Genomic DNA, 21,984 nt, shown 5'->3' with positions numbered 1-21,984 from the left:
TCCGGCACGAACCGCACGCAGAGGGTGGCAAACGGTCGCCGGATACGGTCAGGACACGGATTGGTCACGTCCCTTGCTCTCGCAAGCCTTCAGGTCTTGAATTCAGCGCGAAGCCGTACCGGGCACCGGCACCGATGCCGCCCGGGACCGCGACGACGGACGTCGTGGCGGGCGGCGCGACGCGAGGGAGCGGACAACGATGTCACTGGCGTGGAAGAAGAGCGCGATCGCCATGGTCGCCGCAGGTGTGCTCGTGGGGTCGATGGCGGCCTGCAGCACGGAGCGCGACTCCGGTTCGGAGAGCACCGAGGGCGCGGGGAGCGCCGAGGAGACGCTCGTCGGCATCGCGATGCCGACGAAGAGCCTCGAGCGGTGGAACCGTGACGGTGCCCACCTCGAGGAGCTGCTGACCGACGCGGGCTACGAGACGAGCCTGCAGTACGCCGACAACAAGGTCGACCAGCAGGCGACCCAGCTCGAGAACATGATCAACCAGGGCGCGGACATCCTCGTCATCGCCGCGATCGACGGCACGGCGCTCGCGCCGACGCTCCAGCAGGCGGCCGACGCGGGCGTCACGGTCATCGCCTACGACCGCCTCATCAACGACACCCCGAACGTCGACTACTACGCGACGTTCGACAACTACCGCGTCGGCACGATGCAGGGCGAGTTCATCGCCGAGGCGCTCGACCTGGCCGGCGGGGCCGGCCCGTTCAACCTCGAGCCGTTCGCCGGGTCGCCGGACGACAACAACGCGAAGTTCTTCTTCGCCGGTGCTTGGGACGTCCTGTCCGAGTACGTCGACAGCGGCAAGCTGGTCGTGCCGTCGGGCAAGGCCCCGGCGTCGAACGACGACTGGGCGTCGATCGGCATCCAGGCCTGGGCGTCGGAGACGGCCCAGTCGGAGATGGAGAACCGGCTCAACTCGTTCTACGCCGGCGGCACGCAGGTCGACGTCGTGCTGTCGCCCAACGACTCCCTCGCGCTGGGCATCGCGCAGGCGCTCGCCGGCGCCGGCTACGCACCCGGCGCGGACTACCCGGTGCTGACTGGTCAGGACGCCGACCAGGCGAACGTCCTCAACATGATCGCCGGCAAGCAGTCGATGTCGGTGTGGAAGGACACCCGCATGCTGGGCGACCAGGTCGCCGTGATGATCCAGCAGATCGTCGACGGCGAGACCGTCGAGGTCAACGACGAGAAGACGTACGACAACGGCGAGAAGGTCGTGCCGACGTTCCTCCTGGACCCGCAGGTCATCACGCCGGACACGGTCGACGTGCTCGTCGAGTCGGGCTTCTACACGGCCGACGACCTCGGCATGTGAGACCTCGCCGGCCGCGCGACCACCACGGTCGCGCGGCCGGCCGGCTACCCGACACGCACGGCCCGCCCGGACCAGCCAGCGAGGACACATGGACACCGAGCACATCCTCGAGATGCGCGGCATCACCAAGACCTTCCCCGGCGTGAAGGCGCTCGCGGACGTCACCCTGGCCGTGCGCCGCGGGGAGATCCACGCGATCTGCGGCGAGAACGGCGCCGGCAAGTCGACCCTCATGAAGGTGCTGTCGGGGATCTACCCCCACGGCAGCTACGAGGGCGACATCGTCCTGGACGGCCAGGTGCAGGAGTTCCGGGGCATCCGGGACTCCGAGCGCCGGGGGATCGTCATCATCCACCAGGAGCTCGCGCTGTCGCCGTACCTGTCGATCGCCGAGAACATCTTCCTCGGCAACGAGCGCGCCGAGCGCGGCGTCGTCGACTGGAACCGCACCAACGCCGAGGCCGCCCGGCTGCTCGGGCGCGTCGGCCTCGCCGAGCGGCCCGACACCCGGGTCAGCGACATCGGCGTCGGCAAGCAGCAGCTCGTCGAGATCGCCAAGGCGCTGTCGAAGGAGGTCCGCCTGCTCATCCTCGACGAGCCGACGGCCGCCCTCAACGACGAGGACAGCGCCCACCTCCTCGGCCTCATCGAAGGGCTGCGCTCCGAGGGCATCACCTCGATCATCATCAGCCACAAGCTCAACGAGATCGAGGCGATCGCCGACACCACGACGATCCTGCGCGACGGGCAGACGGTCGAGTCGCTGGACATGCACGGCGACGACCCCGTGACCGAGGAGCGCATCATCCGCGGCATGGTCGGACGCCCGCTCGACCACCGCTTCCCCGAGCACACGCCCACCATCGGCGAGGAGGTGCTGCGCATCGAGGACTGGACCGTGCACCACCCGGTCGACCAGGCGCGCAAGGTCGTCGACCGCGCCAGCCTGACGGTGCGGCGCGGCGAGATCGTCGGGCTCGCCGGTCTGATGGGCGCCGGCCGCACCGAGCTCGCGATGAGCGTCTTCGGCCGCTCGTACGGCACGGGCATCTCCGGCCGGCTCTACAAGGACGGCCGCGAGATCACGGCCGGTAGCGTGCAGCAGGCGATCGCCCACGGCATCGCGTACGCGACCGAGGACCGCAAGCGGTTCGGGCTCAACCTCATCGACACCGTGCAGCACAACGTGTCCTCCGCGGGCCTGGACAGGCTCTCGCGCCGCGGCGTCGTCGACCGCGAGACCGAGCTGAGGGTCGCCGAGCAGTACCGCAAGGAGCTGAACATCCGGACCCCGACGGTCGCGGCGCTGGTCGGCAAGCTGTCGGGCGGCAACCAGCAGAAGGTCGTCCTGTCGAAGTGGATCTACACCGACCCGGACGTGCTGATCCTCGACGAGCCGACGCGTGGCATCGACGTCGGCGCCAAGTACGAGATCTACACGATCATCAACAGGCTCGCCGACGAGGGCAAGGGCGTGCTCGTCATCTCCTCGGAGCTGCCCGAGCTCATCGGGGTCTGCGACCGCATCTACGCGCTCAGCCAGGGTCGTGTCACGGGCGAGGTGGCCCGGGCCGACGCGACCCAGGAGCACCTCATGCACTTCATGACGATGGACAAGGACGGGATCGCCCGATGAGCACGACCACCGACCTCAACCTTCCCTCCCCGACGCCCCCCGACGCACCGCGTCTCTCGGTCGCGCAGCGGCTGCAAGGGCTCGGGGGCAACGCGCGCCAGTACGGCATCTTCGCCGCGCTCGTCGTCATCGTGCTGCTGTTCCAGGTGCTGACCGACGGCAAGCTGCTGCTCGCCAACAACGTCGCGGCCCTGTTCCAGCAGAACGGGCACATCATGGTGCTCGCGATCGGCATGCTCATGGTCATCGTGGCCGGGCACATCGACCTGTCCGTGGGATCCGTGGTCGCCTTCGTCGGCGGCGTCGTCGCGGTCACGATGCGTGACTTCGACACGCCGTGGATCGTCGCCGTGCTCGTCGGCCTGGCGCTGGGTGCGCTGGTGGGGGCGTGGCAGGGGTTCTGGGTCGCGTACGTGGGCATCCCGGCGTTCATCGTCACGCTCGCGGGCATGCTCGTGTTCCGGGGTCTCGCGCTCGTCGTCGTGGGCGAGACGCTCGCGGGCCTGCCCTCGGCGTTCATCCGGATCTCCAAGGGGTCGCTGCCGAACGTCCTGGGATTCGTCAACAACATGGACGTCGTCACGCTCGTCATCGGTGCGGCCGCCATCGCGGCGATCGCGCTCACGCAGGTGCGTGCCCGGCGCGCGCTGCGCCGCCACGACCTGCACGTCGAGTCCACGGGCCTGTTCGTCACCAAGATCGCCATGGTCGTGCTGGGCATCGGCGTCTTCACGGTGATCCTGTCGCTGTCGGCCGGTGGCACGCCCATCGTGCTCGTCATCGTGGGCATCCTGGTCGTCGCGTACTCGTTCCTCATGGGACGCACGGTGTTCGGCCGGCACATCTACGCGATCGGCGGCAACCGTCCGGCCGCCGCGCTGTCGGGCGTGAACACGCGCAAGGTCGACTTCCTGATCTTCGTGAACATCGGCCTGCTCGCCGGCGTGGCCGCCGTCATGACCACGGCGCGTGCCGGTGCGGCGATCGCGTCCGCCGGCGTGAACTACGAGCTCGACGCGATCGCCGCCTGCTTCATCGGCGGTGCGGCGGTCACGGGTGGGGTCGGCCGTGTCGCGGGTGCCATCGTCGGTGCGCTCATCATGGGCGTGCTCAACATGGGCCTGTCGATCCTGTCGGTCGACCCGTCGTGGCAGCAGGCCATCAAGGGGCTGGTGCTGCTGCTGGCCGTCGCGTTCGACCTGCTCAACAAGCGCCGCGCGGGCACGCAGTAGGGCCTCGGTACCGCGGTGAGGGACGTACGCGCCGGTAGGTTGCCCTCGTGAGCGGGCGAGCGACGGCGGCAGGCTCGCAGACGTCCCTGCGCGAGGCGAACAAGGCCTCGGTGGTCGGCACGGTGCAGCGGTACGGCGGGCTCACGCAGGTCGAGCTCGCCGCCGCCACCGGCCTGTCGCAGGCGACCGTGTCGAACATCGTCCGCGAGCTGCTGGCCGCCGGGCTCGTCGACACGGCCGTCACGACGCGCAGCGGGCGCCGGGCGCAGCTCGTCACGCTGGCCCGCCGCGTGGGGCTCGCGGTCGGCGTCCACGTCGGCCACCGCCACCTGCGGGTCGCGCTCGGGGACTTCGCGCACGAGGTGGTCGCCGAGCAGATGCTGCCGCTGCCGTACGAGCACCCGTCGGACACGACGCTGGACCGCGCCGCGCTGCTGATCATGGACCTGCTCGAGCGCATCGGGTCCGGCCTCGACGAGGTGGTCGGCATCGGTGTGGGCGTGCCCGCACCGGTGGACACCGACACGGGGATGGTCTCGGTGCCCGGCATCATGCGCGGCTGGGAGGGGGAGCACCTGGGGCAGGTGCTGACCAAGCGGCTCGGGCGGCCGGTGCTCGTCGACAACGACGCCAACCTCGGGGCGCTCGCGGAGTCGACGCTGGGTGCGGCGCGCGGGTACCGCGACGCGGTGTACGTGCGGGCGTCGTACGGCACCGGCGCGGGCATCGTCATCAACGGGCAGGTGCACCGCGGGTTCGCGGGGACGGCCGGGGAGATCGGGCACGCGCAGGTGGACCCGGCCGGCCACATCTGCCGGTGCGGGTCACGCGGCTGCCTCGACACGGTGGTCGGTGCGAACGCGCTGGTCGAGCCGCTGCGGGCGACGCACGGGTCGCTCGCGCTGCGTGACGTCATCGCGCGCACGCGCGACGGCGACCCCGGCTTCGTGCGTGTCGTGGCCGACGCGGGCGCCGCGATCGGCGCGGTCGTCGCGGGCCTGGGCACGGCGGTCAACCCGCAGTGCGTGGTCGTGGGCGGCGAGCTCGCGGAGACGGGAGAGGTGCTGCTGGGACCGCTGCGCGAGGCGGTGCGGCGCCGGGTGCTGCTCAACCAGATCGCCCCGCTCGAGGTGGTGCCGGCCGCGCTCGGGCAGCGGGCCGAGGTGATGGGCGCCCTGGTGCTCGCGCTGCGGTCGGCGGACGTCCCGGTGCGGGTGGAGGAGGACGTCCCCCTGCCCGAGCCGGACGGGCCGGCGGAGCACGACCAGGGTTGACCGTACGAGGGCAGGGGGTTTCACTGCACGTGACGCGTGCGCGACGGGGAGCAGGTGGGTCTGGCATGGCTGACGCGACAAGGGTGCCCTTGCTCTCGATGCGCGGCATCAGCAAGCGGTTCGGCGGGGTCGAGGCGCTCGTGGGCGTCGACCTCGACGTGCACCGCCACGAGGTCGTCGCACTCGTGGGGGACAACGGCGCCGGCAAGTCGACGCTCGCCAAGATGGTCGCGGGCGTGGTGACGCCCGACACGGGCCTGATGGAGATCGACGGCGTGCCCGTGAGCATCCCCACGCCGGCGGCCGCCCACGGCCTCGGGGTCGCGACCGTCTTCCAGGACCTCGCGCTGTGCGACAACCTCGACGTGACGTCCAACATCTTCCTCGGGCGCGAGCTGTCCTCCGCGCGCGGGGTGCGCGACGACGAGCGCATGGAGCAGATCGCCCGGCAGACCCTGCGGGACCTGAGCAGCCGGATCCCGTCGGTGCGGATCCCGCTGTCGGACCTGTCGGCCGGGCAGCGGCAGTCGGTGGCCATCGCGCGCACGCTCATCGGCGCCCCGCGCATCGTCGTGCTGGACGAGCCGACGGCCGCGCTGTCGGTGGCACACACGGCCGAGGTGCTGATGCACATCGAAGGGCTGCGCGACCTGGGGCTCGGCGTGATCCTCATCAGCCACAACATGACCGACGTCCGCTCGGTCGCCGACCGCATCGAGGTCCTGCGCCACGGGCGCAACAACGGCTCCTTCGACGCCCGGACGACGGGCTACGAGTCGATCCTCGGCGCCATCACGGGCGCGGTGCGCCCCGACGCGTACCTGCGTCCGGCCGTCGCCCGGTCCTGAGCCGGGCGGTCGTCGTCCACCGACCGCACCGTGGGCGCGCTCCCAGATCCCCCGTTCGTGGCGCGCACGCGTGTCGTGATGAGTTCGTAACCAATATTCGCCCGATGTCGTTTGACTTCGGGTTCCGAACGAAAGCAGAGTGGGCGCACTGCAGCGGGACGACGACGACCCCATGTCACGGCCCACGCAGCCGGTACCTCCGGTCGAGTGCGGCACAACGGCCGCGCTCGGACGCCCGATGAATTCGGGACAGGAACCTCTCGACGACGAGAAGGAGCGCACGAGATGCGACGCAAGATCACCATGGCGGCAGCGGCCGGAGCCCTCGCCCTGAGCCTCGCCGCCTGCGGCGGCGGCGGTGCGGGCAGCACCGACAGCACCGAGGGTGCCGGCGACGGCGCCGACAAGAGCGACATCACCATCGGTGTCGCGATGCCCACCGAGACGTCCGAGCGGTGGATCGCCGACGGCAACGCCGTCAAGGCCGGCCTCGAGGAGCTCGGGTACAAGGTCGACCTGCAGTACGCGGGCGACGACATCCCGACCCAGACGCAGCAGATCGACCAGATGATCACCAGCGGCGCCGACGTCCTGATCATCGCGTCGATCGACGGCACCGCGCTGACGAGCCAGCTCGAGAACGCGGCCGCGCAGAACATCCCGGTCATCGCCTACGACCGCCTCATCCGCGACAGCGAGAACGTCGACTTCTACGTCACGTTCGACAACTTCGCGGTCGGCGTCGCCCAGGGCACCGCCCTGCTGCGCGGCATGGGCCTCGTGGACGAGACGGGCGCCGAGGTCGCGGGTGTCACCGGGCCGTTCAACATCGAGCTGTTCGCCGGCTCGCCGGACGACAACAACGCCGGGTTCTTCTTCGAGGGTGCGATGTCGGTCCTCGAGCCCTACATCACCGACGGCACGTTCGTCGTGAAGTCCGGCCAGACCGACTTCGACACGGTCGCCACGCTGCGCTGGTCGCAGGAGGCCGCACAGAAGCGCATGGAGGACCTGCTCACCTCCACGTACTCCGACGGTTCGAAGCTCGCCGGCGTGCTCTCGCCGTTCGACGGCATCTCGCGCGGCATCATCACGGCGCTCCAGGGCGTCGGCCAGGGCCCGACCATCGAGGCCGGCCTGCCGATCGTGACCGGCCAGGACGCGGAGATCGCGTCGGTCAAGCTCATCGCCGACGGCGTGCAGTCCTCCACGATCTTCAAGGACACCCGCAAGCTCGCGGACCAGTCCATCAAGGTCGCCGAGGCGTTCATCAACGCCGAGGAGCCGGAGGCCAACGACACCGACACGTACGACAACGGCGTCAAGGTCGTCCCGTCGTACCTGCTCGACGTCGACACGGTGTTCGCCGCCGACATCACGCCGCTGCTGGTCGAGTCCGAGTACTGGACCGAGGCCGAGGTCGCCTCGGGCGTCTCCGACTGACCCGGCCGCGCGGCCCGGCCCTCGGGCCGGGCCGCGCGCCGTGCCCGACCACCCGACCCACCACTGAACGGAGGGGTCATGGACCACAGCGACATCCTCGAGATGCGGTCCATCACCAAGACCTTCCCGGGCGTCAAGGCGCTGCAGGACGTCAACCTGTCCGTGCGGCGCGGCGAGATCCACGCCATCTGCGGGGAGAACGGCGCCGGCAAGTCGACCCTGATGAAGGTCCTGTCCGGCGTCTACCCGCACGGCACGTACGACGGCGCGATCGTCTACGAGGGCGCGGAGGTCGAGTTCGGCTCGATCAACGACTCGGAGAGCCGCGGCATCGTCATCATCCACCAGGAGCTCGCGCTGGTGCCGCACCTGTCGGTCGCCGAGAACATCTTCCTCGGCAACGAGGTGCGCAGCAGCGGCCCGCTGATCGACTGGAACAAGGCCAACTCCGAGGCCGCGGCGCTCCTCGCCCGCGTCGGGCTCGTCGAGAACCCGACGACGCAGGTGTCCCAGCTCGGTGTCGGCAAGCAGCAGCTCGTCGAGATCGCCAAGGCGCTGTCCAAGGAGGTCCGGCTCCTCATCCTCGACGAGCCGACCGCGGCGCTGAACGACACCGACTCCGAGCACCTGCTCGGCCTGCTGCGCCAGCTCCAGGAGCAGGGCATCACGTCGATCATCATCAGCCACAAGCTCAACGAGATCGCCGAGATCGCCGACCGCACGACCATCATCCGCGACGGGCGCACCATCGAGACGATCGACATGAGCGAGCCCGGCTCGACCCAGGACCGCATCATCCGCGGCATGGTCGGGCGCGACCTGGAGCACCGGTACCCGGAGCGGACGCCGCAGATCGGCGACGAGGTGCTGCGGGTCGAGGACTGGACGGTGCGCCACCCCACCCAGGCGGACCGCATCGTCATCGACCGTGCGTCCTTCAACGTGCGGGCGGGCGAGGTCGTCGGCATCGCCGGCCTCATGGGGGCCGGGCGCACCGAGCTCGCGATGAGCATCTTCGGGCGCTCGTACGGGCGCGGCATCACCGGCCGGATCTACAAGAACGGTCACGAGATCGTCCTGCGCGACGTCGATGACGCGATCGAGCACGGCCTGGCGTACGCCACCGAGGACCGCAAGCGGTACGGGCTGAACCTCATCGAGGACATCCGCCGCAACATCTCCGCCGCCGGCATGCGCCGCCTCGCCCCCCGGGGCTGGGTCAACGGCAACGAGGAGATCAAGGTCGCGGAGGAGTACCGCAGGAGCCTGAACATCAAGGCGCCGACCGTCATGGCGATCACCGGCAAGCTCTCCGGCGGCAACCAGCAGAAGGTCGTCCTGGCCAAGTGGCTCTACACCCAGCCGGACGTGCTGATCCTCGACGAGCCGACCCGCGGCATCGACGTCGGTGCCAAGTACGAGATCTACACGATCGTCAACGAGATGGTCGCGGCGGGGAAGGCGGTCGTCGTCATCTCCTCCGAGCTGCCCGAGCTGCTCGGCATCTGCGACCGCATCTACACCCTCGCGTTCGGGCGGATCACCGGTGAGGTGCCCGTCGCGCAGGCCACCCAGGAGCGGCTGATGGAGCTCATGACCATCGAGCGCGAGACAGCAAAGGACCTTGCATCATGACGGCCATCGCCGGTTTCCGGGACATGGTGACGCGGAACGTCCGCCAGAGCGGCATCTTCATCGCGTTCGTGCTCATCGTCCTGCTCTTCTCGTTCCTGAACTCGAACTTCCTGAGCCCCGGCAACCTGACGAACATCGTCCTGCAGTACTCCTACATCCTCATCCTCGCCATCGGCATGGTGATGGTGATCGTGCTGGGGCAGATCGACCTGTCCGTCGGGTCGGTGGTGGCCCTGACCGGGGCGGTCGCCGGTGTGCTGGTCATCCGGCACGGAGCGCCGTGGTGGGTCGGCGTGCTCGCCGCCCTCGTGGTGGGCGTCCTGGTCGGCATGTGGCAGGGCTTCTGGGTGGCGTACGTCGGGATCCCCGGCTTCATCGTCACGCTGGCCGGCATGCTGCTGTTCCGCGGCATGACGTACCGGGTCCTCGACAACGTGTCGCTGTCGCCCTTCGGCGGCACGTACTACGACATCGCCAACGGGTTCTCGACCAACGGCTGGTTCGGCGGCTACGGCGTCGACGTGTTCACGCTCGTGATCTTCGCGATCGCGGTCGTCGGGTACGCCGTGAGCCAGTGGCGCACGCGCCGCGGACGCATCGCCTACCAGCAGGTCGTGGAGTCGATGCCGATCTTCGTCGGCAAGATCGTGGCGATCGCGGCCGTGGTCATGTGGTTCGGGTACCAGCTCGCGCAGTACCGCGGCCTGCCGAACGTGCTGATCCTGCTCGCGGTGCTGATCATGGCCTACTCCGTGATCACGCAGCGCTCGGTGTTCGGCCGTCACATCTACGCCATCGGCGGCAACCTCAACGCCGCGCAGCTGTCCGGCGTGAAGGTCCGGGTCGTCACGTTCTGGACCTACGTCAACATGGGTCTGCTCGCGGGCGTCGCCGGTGTCGTGTACTCCTCGCGCATGAACGGCGCCCAGCCGAGCGCCGGCAACATGTTCGAGCTCGACGCCATCGCCGCCGCGTTCATCGGCGGGGCGTCGACGACCGGTGGCGTGGGCCGTGTGACGGGCGCCATGACCGGCGCGCTGATCATGGCCGTCATGAGCAACGGCATGCAGCTCATGGGCGTGCCGCAGTCGATCCAGCAGATGGTCAAGGGCCTCGTGCTCCTGCTGGCCGTCGCGTTCGACGTCTGGAACAAGCGCCGCGCCGACGCGCGCTGACCAGGGCTGCGCGGGCCCGTGCCGGTGATCCGGTGCGGGCCCGCGTCGTCCGGCGCGCCGCCCGTGGGGGCGTGACCTGCGCCGCACCGTGTCACCGCTAGGCTCGGCCGACGTGAGGGGACCGATGACGGGATCGCAGTCGTCCCTCCGGGGCGCCAACCGGGCCCTCGTCGTCGAGACCGTCAAGCGGTACGGCGGCCTCACCCAGGTGGAGCTCACCGCCGCGACCAGCCTGTCGCCTGCCACGGTCAGCTCGATCGTCAAGGAGCTCCTCGCCGCAGGCGTCGTCGACACGCGCAGCACGATCCGCTCGGGGCGACGGGCCCAGCTCGTCACGATCGCGCGGAGCACCGGGCTCGCCGCGGGCGTCGACGTCGGCCCGCGCCACCTGCGCGTCGCACTGGGCGACGTGACGCGCGAGATCGTCGCGGAGCAGAGCCTGCCGCTGCCGGCGGACCACCGCGCCGACACCACGCTCGACCGCGCGGCCCTGCTCGTCGTCGACCTGCTGGAGCGGGTCGGCGCCTCGCTCGACGACCTCGTCGGCCTGGGCGTCGGGCTGCCGGCCCCGGTCGAGCCCGGCACCGGGCTCGTCACGGTCCGCGGCGTGCTGCGCGGGTGGGACGAGACGCCGGTCGTGCACGTCCTGGCCAAGCGCCTCGCCAAGCCCGTCCTCGTCGACAACGAGGCCAACCTCGGTGCGCTCGCGGAGAGCCGGTTCGGCGCCGCCCGCGGCTACCAGGACGTCGTGTACGTCTCGGTGGGCGCCGGGACCGGCGCGGGAATCGTGCTCTCGGGCCACCTGCACCGCGGCTTCGGCGGCACCGCGGGGGAGATCGGTCACGTGCAGGTCGACCCGCAGGGGAGGATCTGCCGGTGCGGCTCGCGCGGCTGCCTCGACACCGTCGTGGGGTACCCGGCGCTGGTCGAGCCGCTCGCCGTCAGCCACGGGGCGCTGACCGTGCGCGACGTCGTGCAGCGCGCCGTCGACGGCGACCCCGGCTGCCGGCAGGTCGTCGCGGACGCGGGCGTCGTCATCGCCGGCGTCGTCGCGACGATGGCGATGGTCGTCAACCCCCAGTGCATCGTGGTCGGTGGGGAGCTGGCCGGCACGGGGGAGGTGCTGCTGCAGCCGATGCGTGAGGCGATCGCGCGCCGGGTGCCGCTGAACCAGGTCGTGTCGCTCGACGTGGTCGCGGGGGACCTGGGGGTGCGGGCGTCGGTGCTCGGCGCGCTCGCGATGGCGCTGGAGGCGACGGACCAGGCGGTCGCGACGGGGACCTCGGGGGAGTCGGCCGAGGCCGGGGGCGGGATCGACGCCGCGACGGGCGGCGCGGGATGACGACGATGGACGGCCCCCTGGGCCGGGGATCGACTGGAGACGACGTGCGCGACGGAGGGCAGATGAGCGGGACAGCGGGTGCCGGCCACCGGACGCCGGTGCTGTCGGTCCGGCAGGTGTCCAAGCGGTTCGGGCCCGTGGAGGCGCTCGTGGGCGTCGACCTCGTGGTGCACCCGCACGAGGTGGTCGCGCTCGTCGGGGACAACGGGGCCGGCAAGTCGACGCTGGCCAAGGTGGTCTCCGGCGTCCTGCAGCCCGACGGCGGCCTGATCGAGCTCGGCGGTGAGCAGGTCGCGATCACCTCGCCCTCGGACGCCCACCAGGCCGGCATCGCGACCGTCTTCCAGGACTACGCGCTGTGCGAGAACCTCGACGTCACGGCCAACCTCTTCCTGGGCCGTGAGCTGCGGGAACGCACGCTCATGCGGGACGGCGAGATGGAGCGGGTGGCCCGCCGGATCCTGCAGGACCTCACCAGCCGCATCCCGTCGGTCCGCACGCCGATCGGTCACCTGTCGGCCGGTCAGCGCCAGACCGTCGCGATCGCGCGCACGCTCATCGGGTCGCCCCGGCTCGTCGTGCTCGACGAGCCCACGGCGGCGCTGTCGGTCGCGCACACCGCCGAGGTGCTCAACCACATCGAGCGGCTGCGCGAGCTCGGTCTCGGTGTCGTGCTCATCAGCCACAACCTCAACGACGTGCGGGCCGTGTCGGACCGCATCGAGGTGCTGCGCCACGGCCGCAACAACGGGTCGTTCGACGCGCGGCACGTCTCCCAGGAGGAGCTGCTGGCGGCGATCACGGGGGCCACGCAGGTGCCTCCCGCGCGTCCGCTGGGCGCCGTCGGCTGAGGTCGGCCGACGGCCCGGACGCGCACGCCCGGGCCGTCGGCCGATCGGGTCAGCGGGCGGCGGCGCCGCGCAGGCCGAGCCCGCCGAGGACGAACCCCGTGCCGACCCCGACGAGCGCGAGGGCGACGCCGAACGCGACGACCGACGTGATGAGCGACGCCCGCAGGAACGTGCCGGTCGCGACGGCTGGACGCTGCGGGTCCTCACGGTCCATCTCCGCGTAGGTGCGCCCGCCGGTCATCTCGTCGAGGTCGGCCCGGATGACCTCGGCCTGCGCCCAGACGGTCCAGGGCGTCACGACGGGCTGCCCGGCGAACGCGGCCGCGTCCTCCGAGACCGTGATCTCCTCCTGCGCGAGTCCCTGGGCGATGGCGGCCCAGGTCCCGACTCCCGCGAGGCCCATGAGCAGGCCCAGCGCGACGAGCAGCGTGCCGAGGACGCGGACGCGCCGGTCGGCGGGTGGTGCGGCGGGCGTGGCGCCGGCGGATGCGGCGGTGGGTGCGACGTCGGCGGACATGGGTACCCCTTCGTTCGTGCGGTACCGGCCCCCTGAGCGGTACCGGTGGACTCACGGTGGTGGGTGAAATCTCAAGGAGATACTCAACAAAACGCTTCATGTGACCTGGGTCACATTGCCTCCGTGGTCGCCGCCGGCCCGCCTCAGGTCGTCGTGCAGGCCGCCCCGTTGAGCGTGAAGGAGCTCGGGGCGGCGTTGGTGCCGCTGTGCGTCCCGTTGAACCCGAACTGCACCGACCCACCCGCCGGGATCCGGCCGTTCCACGGCGCCTGCGCCGCCGTGACGGTGCTGCCCGCCTGCGTCACGGTGCTGCTCCACGCCTGCGTCACCTGCTGCCCGGACGGGAACGACCACCGCAGCGACCACGCGTCGAGCGCGGTGCCCGACGTGTTGCGGATCGTGACGCTCGCCGTGAACCCCGTGTTCCACTGGTTGACGGTGTACGACACCGCGCACGACCCGGCGGGGGGCGTGGGGGTGGGGGTCGCCGTCGGGGTCGGCGTGGGGCTGACCGTGGGCGTGGGGCTCACGGTGGGCGTGGGGCTGACCGTGGGTGTGGGGCTCACGGTGGGCGTCGGCGTCGGGGACGGTCCGGCCTGGTCCAGGCCGAAGAACGCGATGGCGGCGGCGGCGTCGACGGGCAGGTTGTGGGAGGTGCTCTGCAGGCGGTTCGTCTCGAGCGGCGCCTGCGTGCCCGTGCCGCCGTAGCGGGCGCGGGTGCGGTTCGACCCGATGGTCTCGGTGCTGCTCGGCGTGGCGCTGAGGCCCAGCACGTCGGTCCACTGCTTGGTGGCCTCGGTGAAGTTCTGGAAGCCGAGGGTCTCGTCGTTGGTGCCGTGCCACAGCTGCACGCGCGGGCGCTTGCCCGTGTACCCGGGGTACGTGGCGCGCGCCAGGTCGCCCCACTGCTGCGCCGTGAGGATCCGCCGGCCCTGCGCGCACTCGCTGTTCCACCCGGCCTGCGCGGTGGTCCCCGGCTTGGCGCCGCCGGTCGAGAAGCAGGTCGCCGGGACGCCCGCGAACGCGGACCCGGCCGCGAACACGTCGGGGTACTCGGCGAGCAGCAGCTGCGTCGTCATCGCGCCGGACGAGACGCCGGTGACGAAGACGCGCGACGTGTCCGTGGTGTACCGCTGCTGCACGTACCGGACCATCTGCACGATGCTCTGGGGGTCGCTGCCCCCGTCACGCGTCATGGCGGCCGTGGAGGAGACGTCGAAGCAGTTGCCGGGCCGGTCGGTGCTCGGGTAGACCGCGATGAACCCGTGCTGCGACGCCAGCTCGTCGAACTGCGCGCCGTTGTACATCGCCTGCGCGCTGCCGGTGCAGTAGTGCACGACGACGAGGATGCCCGGGGTGGGTGCGACCCGGTCCGGCACGAACAGGTGCATCCTGAGCCCGCCGGGGTTGGTGCCGAACCCCGTCACCTCGACGAGCGACGCGGCCTGCGCCGGTGGTGCGGTCGCGAGCTGCACGGCGGCCGTCAGGCCCAGCGTCAGCGCGGTGGCCAGCACCCCGGCGCGCACGGCGGCACGGCGACGTGCGCCGGAGCGGAAGAGTCTCATCGCGGGGGTCCTCTCGCCCTGCCGGGCGCGGCGGTACGCCCGGCGTCGTCGACCGGTCCGAGAACGTTTGTCGGACCGTCGAGCCGAGCATGTTCCCCGCGGGGCGCTCCCCGCACGACGCGAAACGCTTCGTGCCCCCGGCTCTCACCGCCCTCCGGGGATGAAGGGCGTGAGAGGACGATCCAGCGCGCGGGTCCGCGTCAGCGGAAGACGATGGTCCGCGTGCCGTCGAGCAGCACACGGTGCTCGGCGTGCCAGCGCACCGCGCGGGCCAGTGCGCGACGCTCGACGTCCTGCCCCAGCGCCACGAGGTGCTCCACGGCGTGGGTGTGGTCCACCCGCTCGACGTCCTGCTCGATGATCGGGCCCTCGTCGAGGTCGCCGGTCACGTAGTGCGCGGTCGCGCCGATGAGCTTGACCCCTCGCTCGTGGGCCTGCGCGTAGGGCCGGGCACCCTTGAACGAGGGCAGGAACGAGTGGTGGATGTTGATGACACGGCCCTGCAGGCGCCGGCACAGGTCGTCCGAGAGGATCTGCATGTACCGCGCCAGCACGACGAGCTCGACGTCGAGCTCCTCGACGAGCTCGAGCAGCCGCGCCTCGGCCGCCGCCTTGGTCGCCGACGTCACGGGGACGTGGTGGAACGGGATGTCGTAGAAGTCGGCCATGGGGCGCAGCAGGTCGTGGTTGGACACCACGGCGACCAGGTCGACGGGCAGGCCCTCCGACCGCTGGCGGAAGGCCAGGTCGTTGAGGCAGTGGGCGGTCGTGGAGACCATGACCAGCGTGCGCACGGGGCGGCCCGCCAGGTCGAGCTGCCAGCTCATCTCGAACCGGTGGGCCAGCGCCGTGAGGTCCGCGCGCAGCACGTCGGCCGGCGCCTGCGTCGTCACCTGCACCCGCATGAAGAACAGCCCCGACAGCGGGTCGCCGAACTGCTGCGACTCGGTGATGTTCCCGCCGTGCTCGGCGAGCAGTCCGGCGACGGCCGCGACGATGCCGGGGCGGTCCGGGCACGACAGGGTCAGGACGAGGTGGCTCGGGTCGAGGTCCGAAGTGGGAGACACGAGGTCCGAGAGTAGTGCGCGCAGGGCGTGGGCTGAGACGATGGCCGCATGACCGCCCTCGACATCCGCCCCGTCACGGCCGACGACGCGGGTGAGCTGCTCACTCTGCGCCGTGCCGCGTTCGTCACGGAGGCGCAGCAGTACGGCGACCCGAACATCCCGCCGCTGACCCAGACGCTGCCGGAGCTCGAGGAGGACCTGCGGGCCGACGGCGTCATCACGCTCGGCGCGTGGTGGGGCCACCGGCTGGTGGGCTCGATCCGCGTGCTCGTCGAGGGGTCCAAGGCGACGCTCGGCCGGTTCGCGGTCGCCCCCGACCTGCAGGGCAAGGGCATCGGCACCGAGCTGCTCTCGGCGATCCTGCCGACGCTGCCCGACGGGATCGACGAGGTCTGGGTGTTCACCGGGCGCGACTCGCTGCAGAACATCGCGCTGTACAACAAGGCCGGCTACGAGCACCAGCACGACCAGACGGCGGGCGACCTCACGTACGCGTACCTGCGCAAGCTCCTCGGCGACGGTGAGCCCGTCCGAGCCTGACGCCCCCTCGTGGGGAGGTCATGAGGACGACGACGTCGCGCCCGGCGACGCGACGTGTGGCCCGGGGGGCGTGAGCTGCGCGACGGCTCGCACGGTGTCGTGCCCGGGGTGGGGCGTCGGGCGGCGACCGCGGAGCCGCGCCTGCACCGCGGGCTGCCCGAGGAGGACCGCGGCGAGGACGGCCACGACGCCGAGCGTCTGCCGGCCGGTGAGGTGCTCGCCGCCGAGCGTGAGCCCGGCGGCGACGCCGGTGACGGGGTTGAGGAGCCCGACGAGACCCACTGCGCTCGCGGGCAGGTGCCGCAGCGCGGTGAACCACGTGACGTAGGCGAGCGCCGTCGCGACGAGCGACAGGAACGCCAGGCCGAGCCAGCCGCGGGCGTCGAGCGTCGGGGGAGCACCCTCGGCCGCGACGGCGACGGGGACGAGCAGCAGCCCGCCGGCCACCAGCTGCCAGGAGGTCGTCGTCAGCACGTCGACCTCGTCCTTCCACCGGGTGGCCAGGACGAACCCGACGGACGACATGAGCATCGCGGCGGTGCCGGCGAGCACCCCGACCGGGTCGATCTGCACGCTGCCGGTCAGCAGCATCGCGACGACCCCGGTGAACCCGAGGCCCGCGCCCGCGAGCGACGCGACGCGCGGCCGCTGGCCGAGCAGCGGCCAGGCGACGAGCGCCAGCGCGAACGGCGAGACCGCCATGACGGTGGAGGCCACCGACGTGGGCAGGCGCTGCGCGGCGACGTACACGAGCACGAAGAACGCGCTCATGTTGAGCGCGCCGAGCACGAGGGACCGCCACCACCAGGCGCCGCGGGGTGCCCGGCGGGCGACCACGAGCAGGAGGAGACCGGCCGGAAGGGCGCGCATCACGGAACCCCACAGGGGGTGCGAGTCCGGCAGCGTCTGCGCGGTGACGTAGTAGGCCGCGCCCCAGGTGACCGGGGCGACGGCGGCGAGCAGGGACCAGCGCCAGGTGCTTTCCATGGAAGACAAAATACTTGACGAGGAAGATATATTCCTCGCGTGATCCCACCCTCGCCCCGGCCGACGCCCTCGCCGGACCGCCTCGACCTCATCGGCGACGCGTGGCGGCGCGAGCGTCCCGACGTCGACGTCCGCCCGCAGCAGGTCATCGGCCGGCTGCACCGCGTCGCCCACCACCTGACCGACGAACTCGTCGCCGTCTACGCGCAGCACGGGCTCACCGAGGGGGAGTTCGACGTCCTCGCGACCCTGCGCCGCGTCGGCCCGCCCTACGAGCGCTCGCCCGGCGACCTCGCGGCCCACACCCTCGTCACCAGCGGCGGCATGACCAAGCGCGTCGACCGGCTCGAGCGCGCGGGCCTGGTGGCCCGCCGCGTGAGCGACACCGACGCCCGCGCCCGGCTCGTCGCGCTCACCGACCGCGGCCGCGAGGTCATCGACGCCGCGTTCACCGACCACATGGCCAACGAGCGCCGCCTCCTGGGCGCTCTCACCCCCGCCGACGCCGACGAGCTCGAGCGCATCCTGCGCACCTGGCTGGCGACCCTGGAGCACCCCCCGGCCACGGCATGACCCCCTGTCCCGCGAGACAGAGGATCCGGGGCATGGGATGCCCGCAGTCCTCTCTCTCGCGAGAGCGGGTGACCGCGGGGGGCGGGCTGCCGTGGTTGGTAGGGTGTGTGGGTCGCGACTGGCGCAGCAGGGTGGGTCACCACCGGGGAGCGACGCAGCAGCTGGACCAACGGGTCGGACGCCTGGGCCCTCGGTCGCCCCACACCCGACGTGTGCGGTGCGCCGGACGTCGCCCGCACAGTTGACTGCGACAGGAGTCCCTGCATGAGCGAGAACGTGCTCGACCAGAACATCTCCGACCTCGACCCCGAGATCGCCGCCGTCCTCGACGGTGAGCTGGCCCGCCAGCAGAACACCCTCGAGATGATCGCCTCGGAGAACTTCGTGCCCCGGGCCGTCCTGCAGGCGCAGGGCTCGGTGCTCACCAACAAGTACGCCGAGGGCTACCCGGGCCGCCGCTACTACGGCGGCTGCGAGCAGGTCGACATCGCGGAGACCATCGCGATCGACCGCGCCAAGGCCCTGTTCGGCGCCGAGCACGCCAACGTCCAGCCGCACTCGGGCGCCACGGCCAACGCCGCGGTCCTGCACGCGCTGATCAACGCCGGGGACAGGATCCTCGGTCTGGACCTCGCGCACGGCGGCCACCTGACGCACGGCATGCGGATCAACTTCTCCGGCAAGCTGTACGACGTCGCCGCGTACGGCGTGGACCCGCAGACGTTCCGCGTCGACTACGACGCCGTCCGCACGGCCGCGCTCGAGCACCGCCCGGACGTCATCATCGGCGGCTGGTCGGCGTACCCGCGTCAGCTCGACTTCGCGGCGTTCCGCGAGATCGCGGACGAGGTCGGCGCCAAGCTGTGGGTCGACATGGCGCACTTCGCGGGTCTGGTGGCCGCGGACCTGCACCCGTCGCCGGTGCCGCACGCGGACGTCGTGTCGTCCACCGTGCACAAGACGATCGGCGGCCCGCGCTCGGGCTTCATCCTCAGCAAGGGCGAGTACGCCAAGAAGATCGACTCCGCGGTGTTCCCGGGCCAGCAGGGCGGCCCGCTCATGCACGTCATCGCCGCCAAAGCCGTGGCGTTCAAGGTCGCGGGCACCGAGGACTTCAAGGCCCGTCAGCAGCGCACCCTCGACGGCGCGCGCATCATCGCCGACCGCCTCACGGCCCCGGACGTCGCTGCGGCCGGCATCTCGGTGCTCACGGGCGGCACGGACGTGCACCTCGTGCTCGTCGACCTGCGCCACTCGCCGCTCGACGGCCAGCAGGCCGAGGACCTCCTGCACTCCGCCGGTGTGACGGTGAACCGCAACGCGGTGCCGTTCGACCCCCGCCCCCCGCGCGTGACGTCGGGCCTGCGCATCGGCACGCCCGCGCTCGCGACGCGCGGCTTCGGCGACGCCGAGTTCACCGAGGTCGCGGACATCATCGCGACCGCGCTGGTGGAGGGCCCGGGTGCCGACGTCGAGGCGCTGGCCGCCCGGGTGCGCAAGCTCACCGAGGCGTTCCCCCTGTACCCCGGTCTGCAGCAGTACTGAGCGGGGGACCGATGACCGCCCAGAAGCTGGACGGCAGCGCGACCGCTGCCGCCATCAAGGCCGACCTCACCACCCGCGTCGCGGCGCTCGCCGCGCGCGGCGTGGCGCCGGGCCTCGGCACGCTGCTCGTCGGCGACGACCCCGGCTCGCGCTGGTACGTCAACGGCAAGCACAAGGACTGCGCCGAGGTCGGCATCGCCTCCATCCGTGAGGACCTGCCCGCCGACGCCACGCAGGCCGACATCGAGGCCGCCGTGCAGCGGCTCAACGACGACCCGGCGTGCACCGGGTACATCGTCCAGCTGCCGCTGCCGCAGGGCATCGACGTGCACCGCGTGCTGGAGCTCGTCGACCCGGAGAAGGACGCCGACGGCCTGCACCCGACCAACCTCGGGCGGCTGGTGCTGCGGGTCAACGACGAGATCACGTCGCCGCTGCCGTGCACCCCGGCGGGGATCATCGAGCTGCTCGAGCGGCACGACGTCCCGCTGCACGGGGCCGACGTCGTCGTCGTCGGGCGCGGCGTGACCGTCGGCCGGTCGATCGGCCTGCTCCTGACGCGGCGCGCGGTCAACGCGACGGTGACCCTCACGCACACGGGCACCGACGACCTGGCCGAGCACACGCGCAACGCGGACGTCATCATCGCCGCCGCCGGTGTCCCGAGCATCATCACCTCCGAGATCGTGAAGCCGGGCGCCGTGGTCGTCGACGTCGGCGTCTCGCGGGTCGAGGACCCGGAGACCGGGCGCAGCCGCATCGTGGGTGACGTGCACCCGAACGTCTGGGACGTCGCGTCGTGGGTGTCGCCCAACCCGGGCGGGGTCGGCCCCATGACGCGGGCGATGCTGCTGAGGAACGTCGTGGAGACCGCGGAGCGGCACGTCGGCTGACGCTGCGCGCACCACGAGGGCCCCGGGTCGCACGACCCGGGGCCCTCGGCGTCCTGCGTGCCGACGTGTCGCGCACGGGCGATGAGTCACGGGCTCACGGCGGGTCGGTACTGACGACGCACCGACGAGAGGAGCCCGCCATGGGCATGGTCCGCACGCACCTGTGGTTCGTCGACCGAGGCCACGAGGCCGCGCAGTTCTACGTGTCCGTCGTGCCGCGCTCGCGGATCACGCGGGTGGTGCACGCGGCGCCGGGGATGCCGGACGTGCCCGAGGGGTCGCCGTTCCTCGTCGAGCTCGAGCTCGACGGGCACGCTGTCACCATCCTCACCGCCGGTCCGTCGTTCACGCCGGACGAGGCGTTCTCCTTCTACCTCGCGGTCGACACGCAGGAGGAGGTCGACCACTACTGGGAGGCGCTGGTCGCCGGCGGCGGGTCCCACGGGCCCTGCGGCTGGCTCAAGGACCGGTACGGCGTGTCCTGGCAGGTGGTGCCCCGTGCGTTCGACGAGATCATGTCCCGCCCGGACGCGGCGGGGGTCGTTCGCGCGACGCAGGCGATGCTCCGGATGCACAAGCTCGAGATCGCGCCGCTGGAGGCGGCCTACGCGGGGGAGTGACGAGGGCGACGTCTCCCGCACCCCGCATCCGGCCCGGCGACGTCGGCGGCGTGGTGCAGGATGGCCGGGTGCTTCGCGTCGCCACCGTCAACGTCAACGGGATCCGGGCCGCCTTCCGCCGCGGCATGGCCGACTGGCTGGACGTCCGCAAGTCGGACGTGCTGCTGCTGCAGGAGGTGCGGGGGTCGGACGAGATCCTCGCCGACCACCTGGCACCCGGCGAGTGGCACCTGGCGCACGAGGCCGGGCACGCCAAGGGCCGGGCCGGGGTCGCGATCGCGTCGCGCCTGCCGATGAGCGCGGTACGCATCGGGCTGGGGACCGGCGTGACCGGTGACGCCGGTCGGTGGGTCGAGGCGGACCTCGAGGTGCCGGCCGAGGACGGGCGGCCCGCGCGGACGCTGACGGTGGCGTCCGCCTACCTGCACTCGGCGACGGCGGGGACGCCGTCGCTGGAGGAGAAGTACGCCTTCCTCGCGCAGGTGACCACACGGCTGACGGCGCTGCTGGACGACGAGCGGCTCGCCGTCGTCGCCGGGGACCTCAACATCGCCCACCGCGAGGTGGACATCAAGAACTGGAAGGGCAACCTGAAGAAGGCCGGGTTCCTGCCCGAGGAGCGGGCGTACCTGGACCGGTGGTTCGACGGCCTCGGCTGGCGCGACCTGGGCCGCGACCTCGGCGGCCCGGGGCCCGGGCCCTACACGTGGTGGTCGTGGCGCGGGAAGGCGTTCGACAACGACGCGGGCTGGCGCATCGACTACCAGCTCGCGACCCCGGCGCTGGCGGCCCTGGCGCGCACGGCGACGGTGGACCGCGCGGCCGCCTACGACGCGAGGTTCAGCGACCACGCCCCCGTCGTCGTCGAGTACGACCTCTGACGCCCCCGGCCGTCGCAACGGCCGGTGCTG

Annotated in this window: 20 protein-coding genes and 1 riboswitch; of the genes, 16 read left to right on the top strand and 4 right to left on the bottom strand. The window is 71.7% G+C overall.

Annotation, left to right across the window (positions count from 1 at the left end; translation table 11 throughout):
• The first annotated feature begins 199 nt into the window (after positions 1–199).
• The 10 genes from chvE (NP075_RS13135) (at position 200) to NP075_RS13090 (ending at position 12,766) form a co-directional block, all read left to right on the top strand.
• Positions 200–1,330 carry a multiple monosaccharide ABC transporter substrate-binding protein gene (gene chvE, locus NP075_RS13135; RefSeq protein WP_227565624.1) on the top strand — a complete coding sequence of 377 codons (1,131 nt, stop codon included), beginning with the start codon at positions 200–202 and terminating at the stop codon, positions 1,328–1,330.
• An 88-nt stretch (positions 1,331–1,418) separates the two neighbouring features.
• Positions 1,419–2,966 carry a multiple monosaccharide ABC transporter ATP-binding protein gene (gene mmsA, locus NP075_RS13130; protein ID WP_227565623.1) on the top strand — a complete coding sequence of 516 codons (1,548 nt, stop codon included), beginning with the start codon at positions 1,419–1,421 and terminating at the stop codon, positions 2,964–2,966.
• Positions 2,963–4,198, top strand: coding sequence for a multiple monosaccharide ABC transporter permease (gene mmsB / locus NP075_RS13125; protein ID WP_227565622.1), 1,236 nt, complete (start codon positions 2,963–2,965; stop codon positions 4,196–4,198). Before mmsA (NP075_RS13130) ends, mmsB (NP075_RS13125) begins: the two co-directional genes overlap by 4 nt.
• A 47-nt stretch (positions 4,199–4,245) precedes the next feature.
• A complete protein-coding gene (locus NP075_RS13120) occupies positions 4,246–5,472 on the top strand; it encodes an ROK family transcriptional regulator (protein ID WP_227565621.1) in 1,227 nt (408 codons plus the stop codon).
• A gap of 65 nt (positions 5,473–5,537) precedes the next feature.
• Positions 5,538–6,320: an ATP-binding cassette domain-containing protein gene (locus NP075_RS13115; RefSeq protein WP_227565620.1), complete on the top strand. Its 783-nt coding sequence runs from the start codon at positions 5,538–5,540 to the stop codon at positions 6,318–6,320.
• 285 nt (positions 6,321–6,605) lie between these two features.
• Positions 6,606–7,763, top strand: coding sequence for a multiple monosaccharide ABC transporter substrate-binding protein (gene chvE / locus NP075_RS13110; RefSeq protein WP_227565619.1), 1,158 nt, complete (start codon positions 6,606–6,608; stop codon positions 7,761–7,763).
• Positions 7,764–7,841: 78 nt separating this feature from the next.
• Positions 7,842–9,398, top strand: coding sequence for a multiple monosaccharide ABC transporter ATP-binding protein (gene mmsA, locus NP075_RS13105; protein WP_227565611.1), 1,557 nt, complete (start codon positions 7,842–7,844; stop codon positions 9,396–9,398).
• The gene (gene mmsB / locus NP075_RS13100) at positions 9,395–10,573 is read left to right on the top strand and encodes a multiple monosaccharide ABC transporter permease (protein WP_227565610.1); all 1,179 of its coding nucleotides are present in this window, start codon (positions 9,395–9,397) and stop codon (positions 10,571–10,573) included. Before mmsA (NP075_RS13105) ends, mmsB (NP075_RS13100) begins: the two co-directional genes overlap by 4 nt.
• Before the next feature lie 124 nt (positions 10,574–10,697).
• Positions 10,698–11,915: an ROK family transcriptional regulator gene (locus NP075_RS13095; protein ID WP_227565618.1), complete on the top strand. Its 1,218-nt coding sequence runs from the start codon at positions 10,698–10,700 to the stop codon at positions 11,913–11,915.
• A gap of 62 nt (positions 11,916–11,977) precedes the next feature.
• On the top strand, positions 11,978–12,766 hold the full coding sequence (locus tag NP075_RS13090) for an ATP-binding cassette domain-containing protein (protein ID WP_227565609.1): 789 nt from the start codon (positions 11,978–11,980) through the stop codon (positions 12,764–12,766).
• 49 nt (positions 12,767–12,815) lie between these two features.
• On the opposite strand, the gene NP075_RS13085 is transcribed toward NP075_RS13090, so the two are convergent.
• The 3 genes from NP075_RS13085 to purU form a co-directional block, all read right to left on the bottom strand.
• On the bottom strand, positions 12,816–13,283 hold the full coding sequence (locus NP075_RS13085; RefSeq protein ID WP_227565608.1) for an aromatic ring-opening dioxygenase LigA: 468 nt from the start codon (positions 13,281–13,283) through the stop codon (positions 12,816–12,818).
• A gap of 143 nt (positions 13,284–13,426) precedes the next feature.
• On the bottom strand, positions 13,427–14,848 hold the full coding sequence (locus NP075_RS13080; RefSeq protein WP_227565607.1) for an extracellular catalytic domain type 1 short-chain-length polyhydroxyalkanoate depolymerase: 1,422 nt from the start codon (positions 14,846–14,848) through the stop codon (positions 13,427–13,429).
• A 200-nt stretch (positions 14,849–15,048) separates the two neighbouring features.
• Complete coding sequence (gene purU / locus NP075_RS13075) at positions 15,049–15,915, bottom strand: formyltetrahydrofolate deformylase (protein WP_227565606.1); 867 nt, start codon at positions 15,913–15,915, stop codon at positions 15,049–15,051.
• A 48-nt stretch (positions 15,916–15,963) separates the two neighbouring features.
• On the opposite strand from purU, the gene NP075_RS13070 reads away from it, so the two are divergent.
• On the top strand, positions 15,964–16,455 hold the full coding sequence (locus NP075_RS13070) for a GNAT family N-acetyltransferase (protein ID WP_227565605.1): 492 nt from the start codon (positions 15,964–15,966) through the stop codon (positions 16,453–16,455).
• Positions 16,456–16,473: 18 nt separating this feature from the next.
• Here NP075_RS13070 and NP075_RS13065 read toward each other — a convergent pair whose 3' ends face one another.
• Positions 16,474–17,442 carry a DMT family transporter gene (locus NP075_RS13065; RefSeq protein WP_227565604.1) on the bottom strand — a complete coding sequence of 323 codons (969 nt, stop codon included), beginning with the start codon at positions 17,440–17,442 and terminating at the stop codon, positions 16,474–16,476.
• A gap of 39 nt (positions 17,443–17,481) precedes the next feature.
• On the opposite strand from NP075_RS13065, the gene NP075_RS13060 reads away from it, so the two are divergent.
• The 5 genes from NP075_RS13060 (at position 17,482) to NP075_RS13040 (ending at position 21,954) form a co-directional block, all read left to right on the top strand.
• Complete coding sequence (locus NP075_RS13060; protein ID WP_372456738.1) at positions 17,482–18,015, top strand: MarR family winged helix-turn-helix transcriptional regulator; 534 nt, start codon at positions 17,482–17,484, stop codon at positions 18,013–18,015.
• 104 nt (positions 18,016–18,119) lie between these two features.
• A riboswitch (ZMP/ZTP riboswitch) is annotated at positions 18,120–18,210 on the top strand.
• Positions 18,211–18,279: 69 nt separating this feature from the next.
• Complete coding sequence (gene glyA, locus NP075_RS13055; protein WP_227565603.1) at positions 18,280–19,560, top strand: serine hydroxymethyltransferase; 1,281 nt, start codon at positions 18,280–18,282, stop codon at positions 19,558–19,560.
• An 11-nt stretch (positions 19,561–19,571) separates the two neighbouring features.
• Positions 19,572–20,453, top strand: coding sequence for a bifunctional methylenetetrahydrofolate dehydrogenase/methenyltetrahydrofolate cyclohydrolase (locus tag NP075_RS13050; protein WP_227565602.1), 882 nt, complete (start codon positions 19,572–19,574; stop codon positions 20,451–20,453).
• 140 nt (positions 20,454–20,593) lie between these two features.
• Positions 20,594–21,073: a VOC family protein gene (locus tag NP075_RS13045; RefSeq protein WP_227565601.1), complete on the top strand. Its 480-nt coding sequence runs from the start codon at positions 20,594–20,596 to the stop codon at positions 21,071–21,073.
• A gap of 68 nt (positions 21,074–21,141) precedes the next feature.
• Positions 21,142–21,954, top strand: coding sequence for an exodeoxyribonuclease III (locus NP075_RS13040; protein WP_227565600.1), 813 nt, complete (start codon positions 21,142–21,144; stop codon positions 21,952–21,954).
• The last annotated feature ends 30 nt before the right edge of the window (positions 21,955–21,984 follow it).

The sequence above is a fragment of the Cellulomonas wangsupingiae genome (assembly GCF_024508275.1).
In the GTDB taxonomy this organism is placed as follows: Bacteria; Actinomycetota; Actinomycetes; order Actinomycetales; family Cellulomonadaceae; genus Cellulomonas; species Cellulomonas wangsupingiae.
The sequence above is the reverse complement of the archived record's forward strand: the minus strand, read 5'-3'. Positions and strand labels throughout refer to the sequence as shown.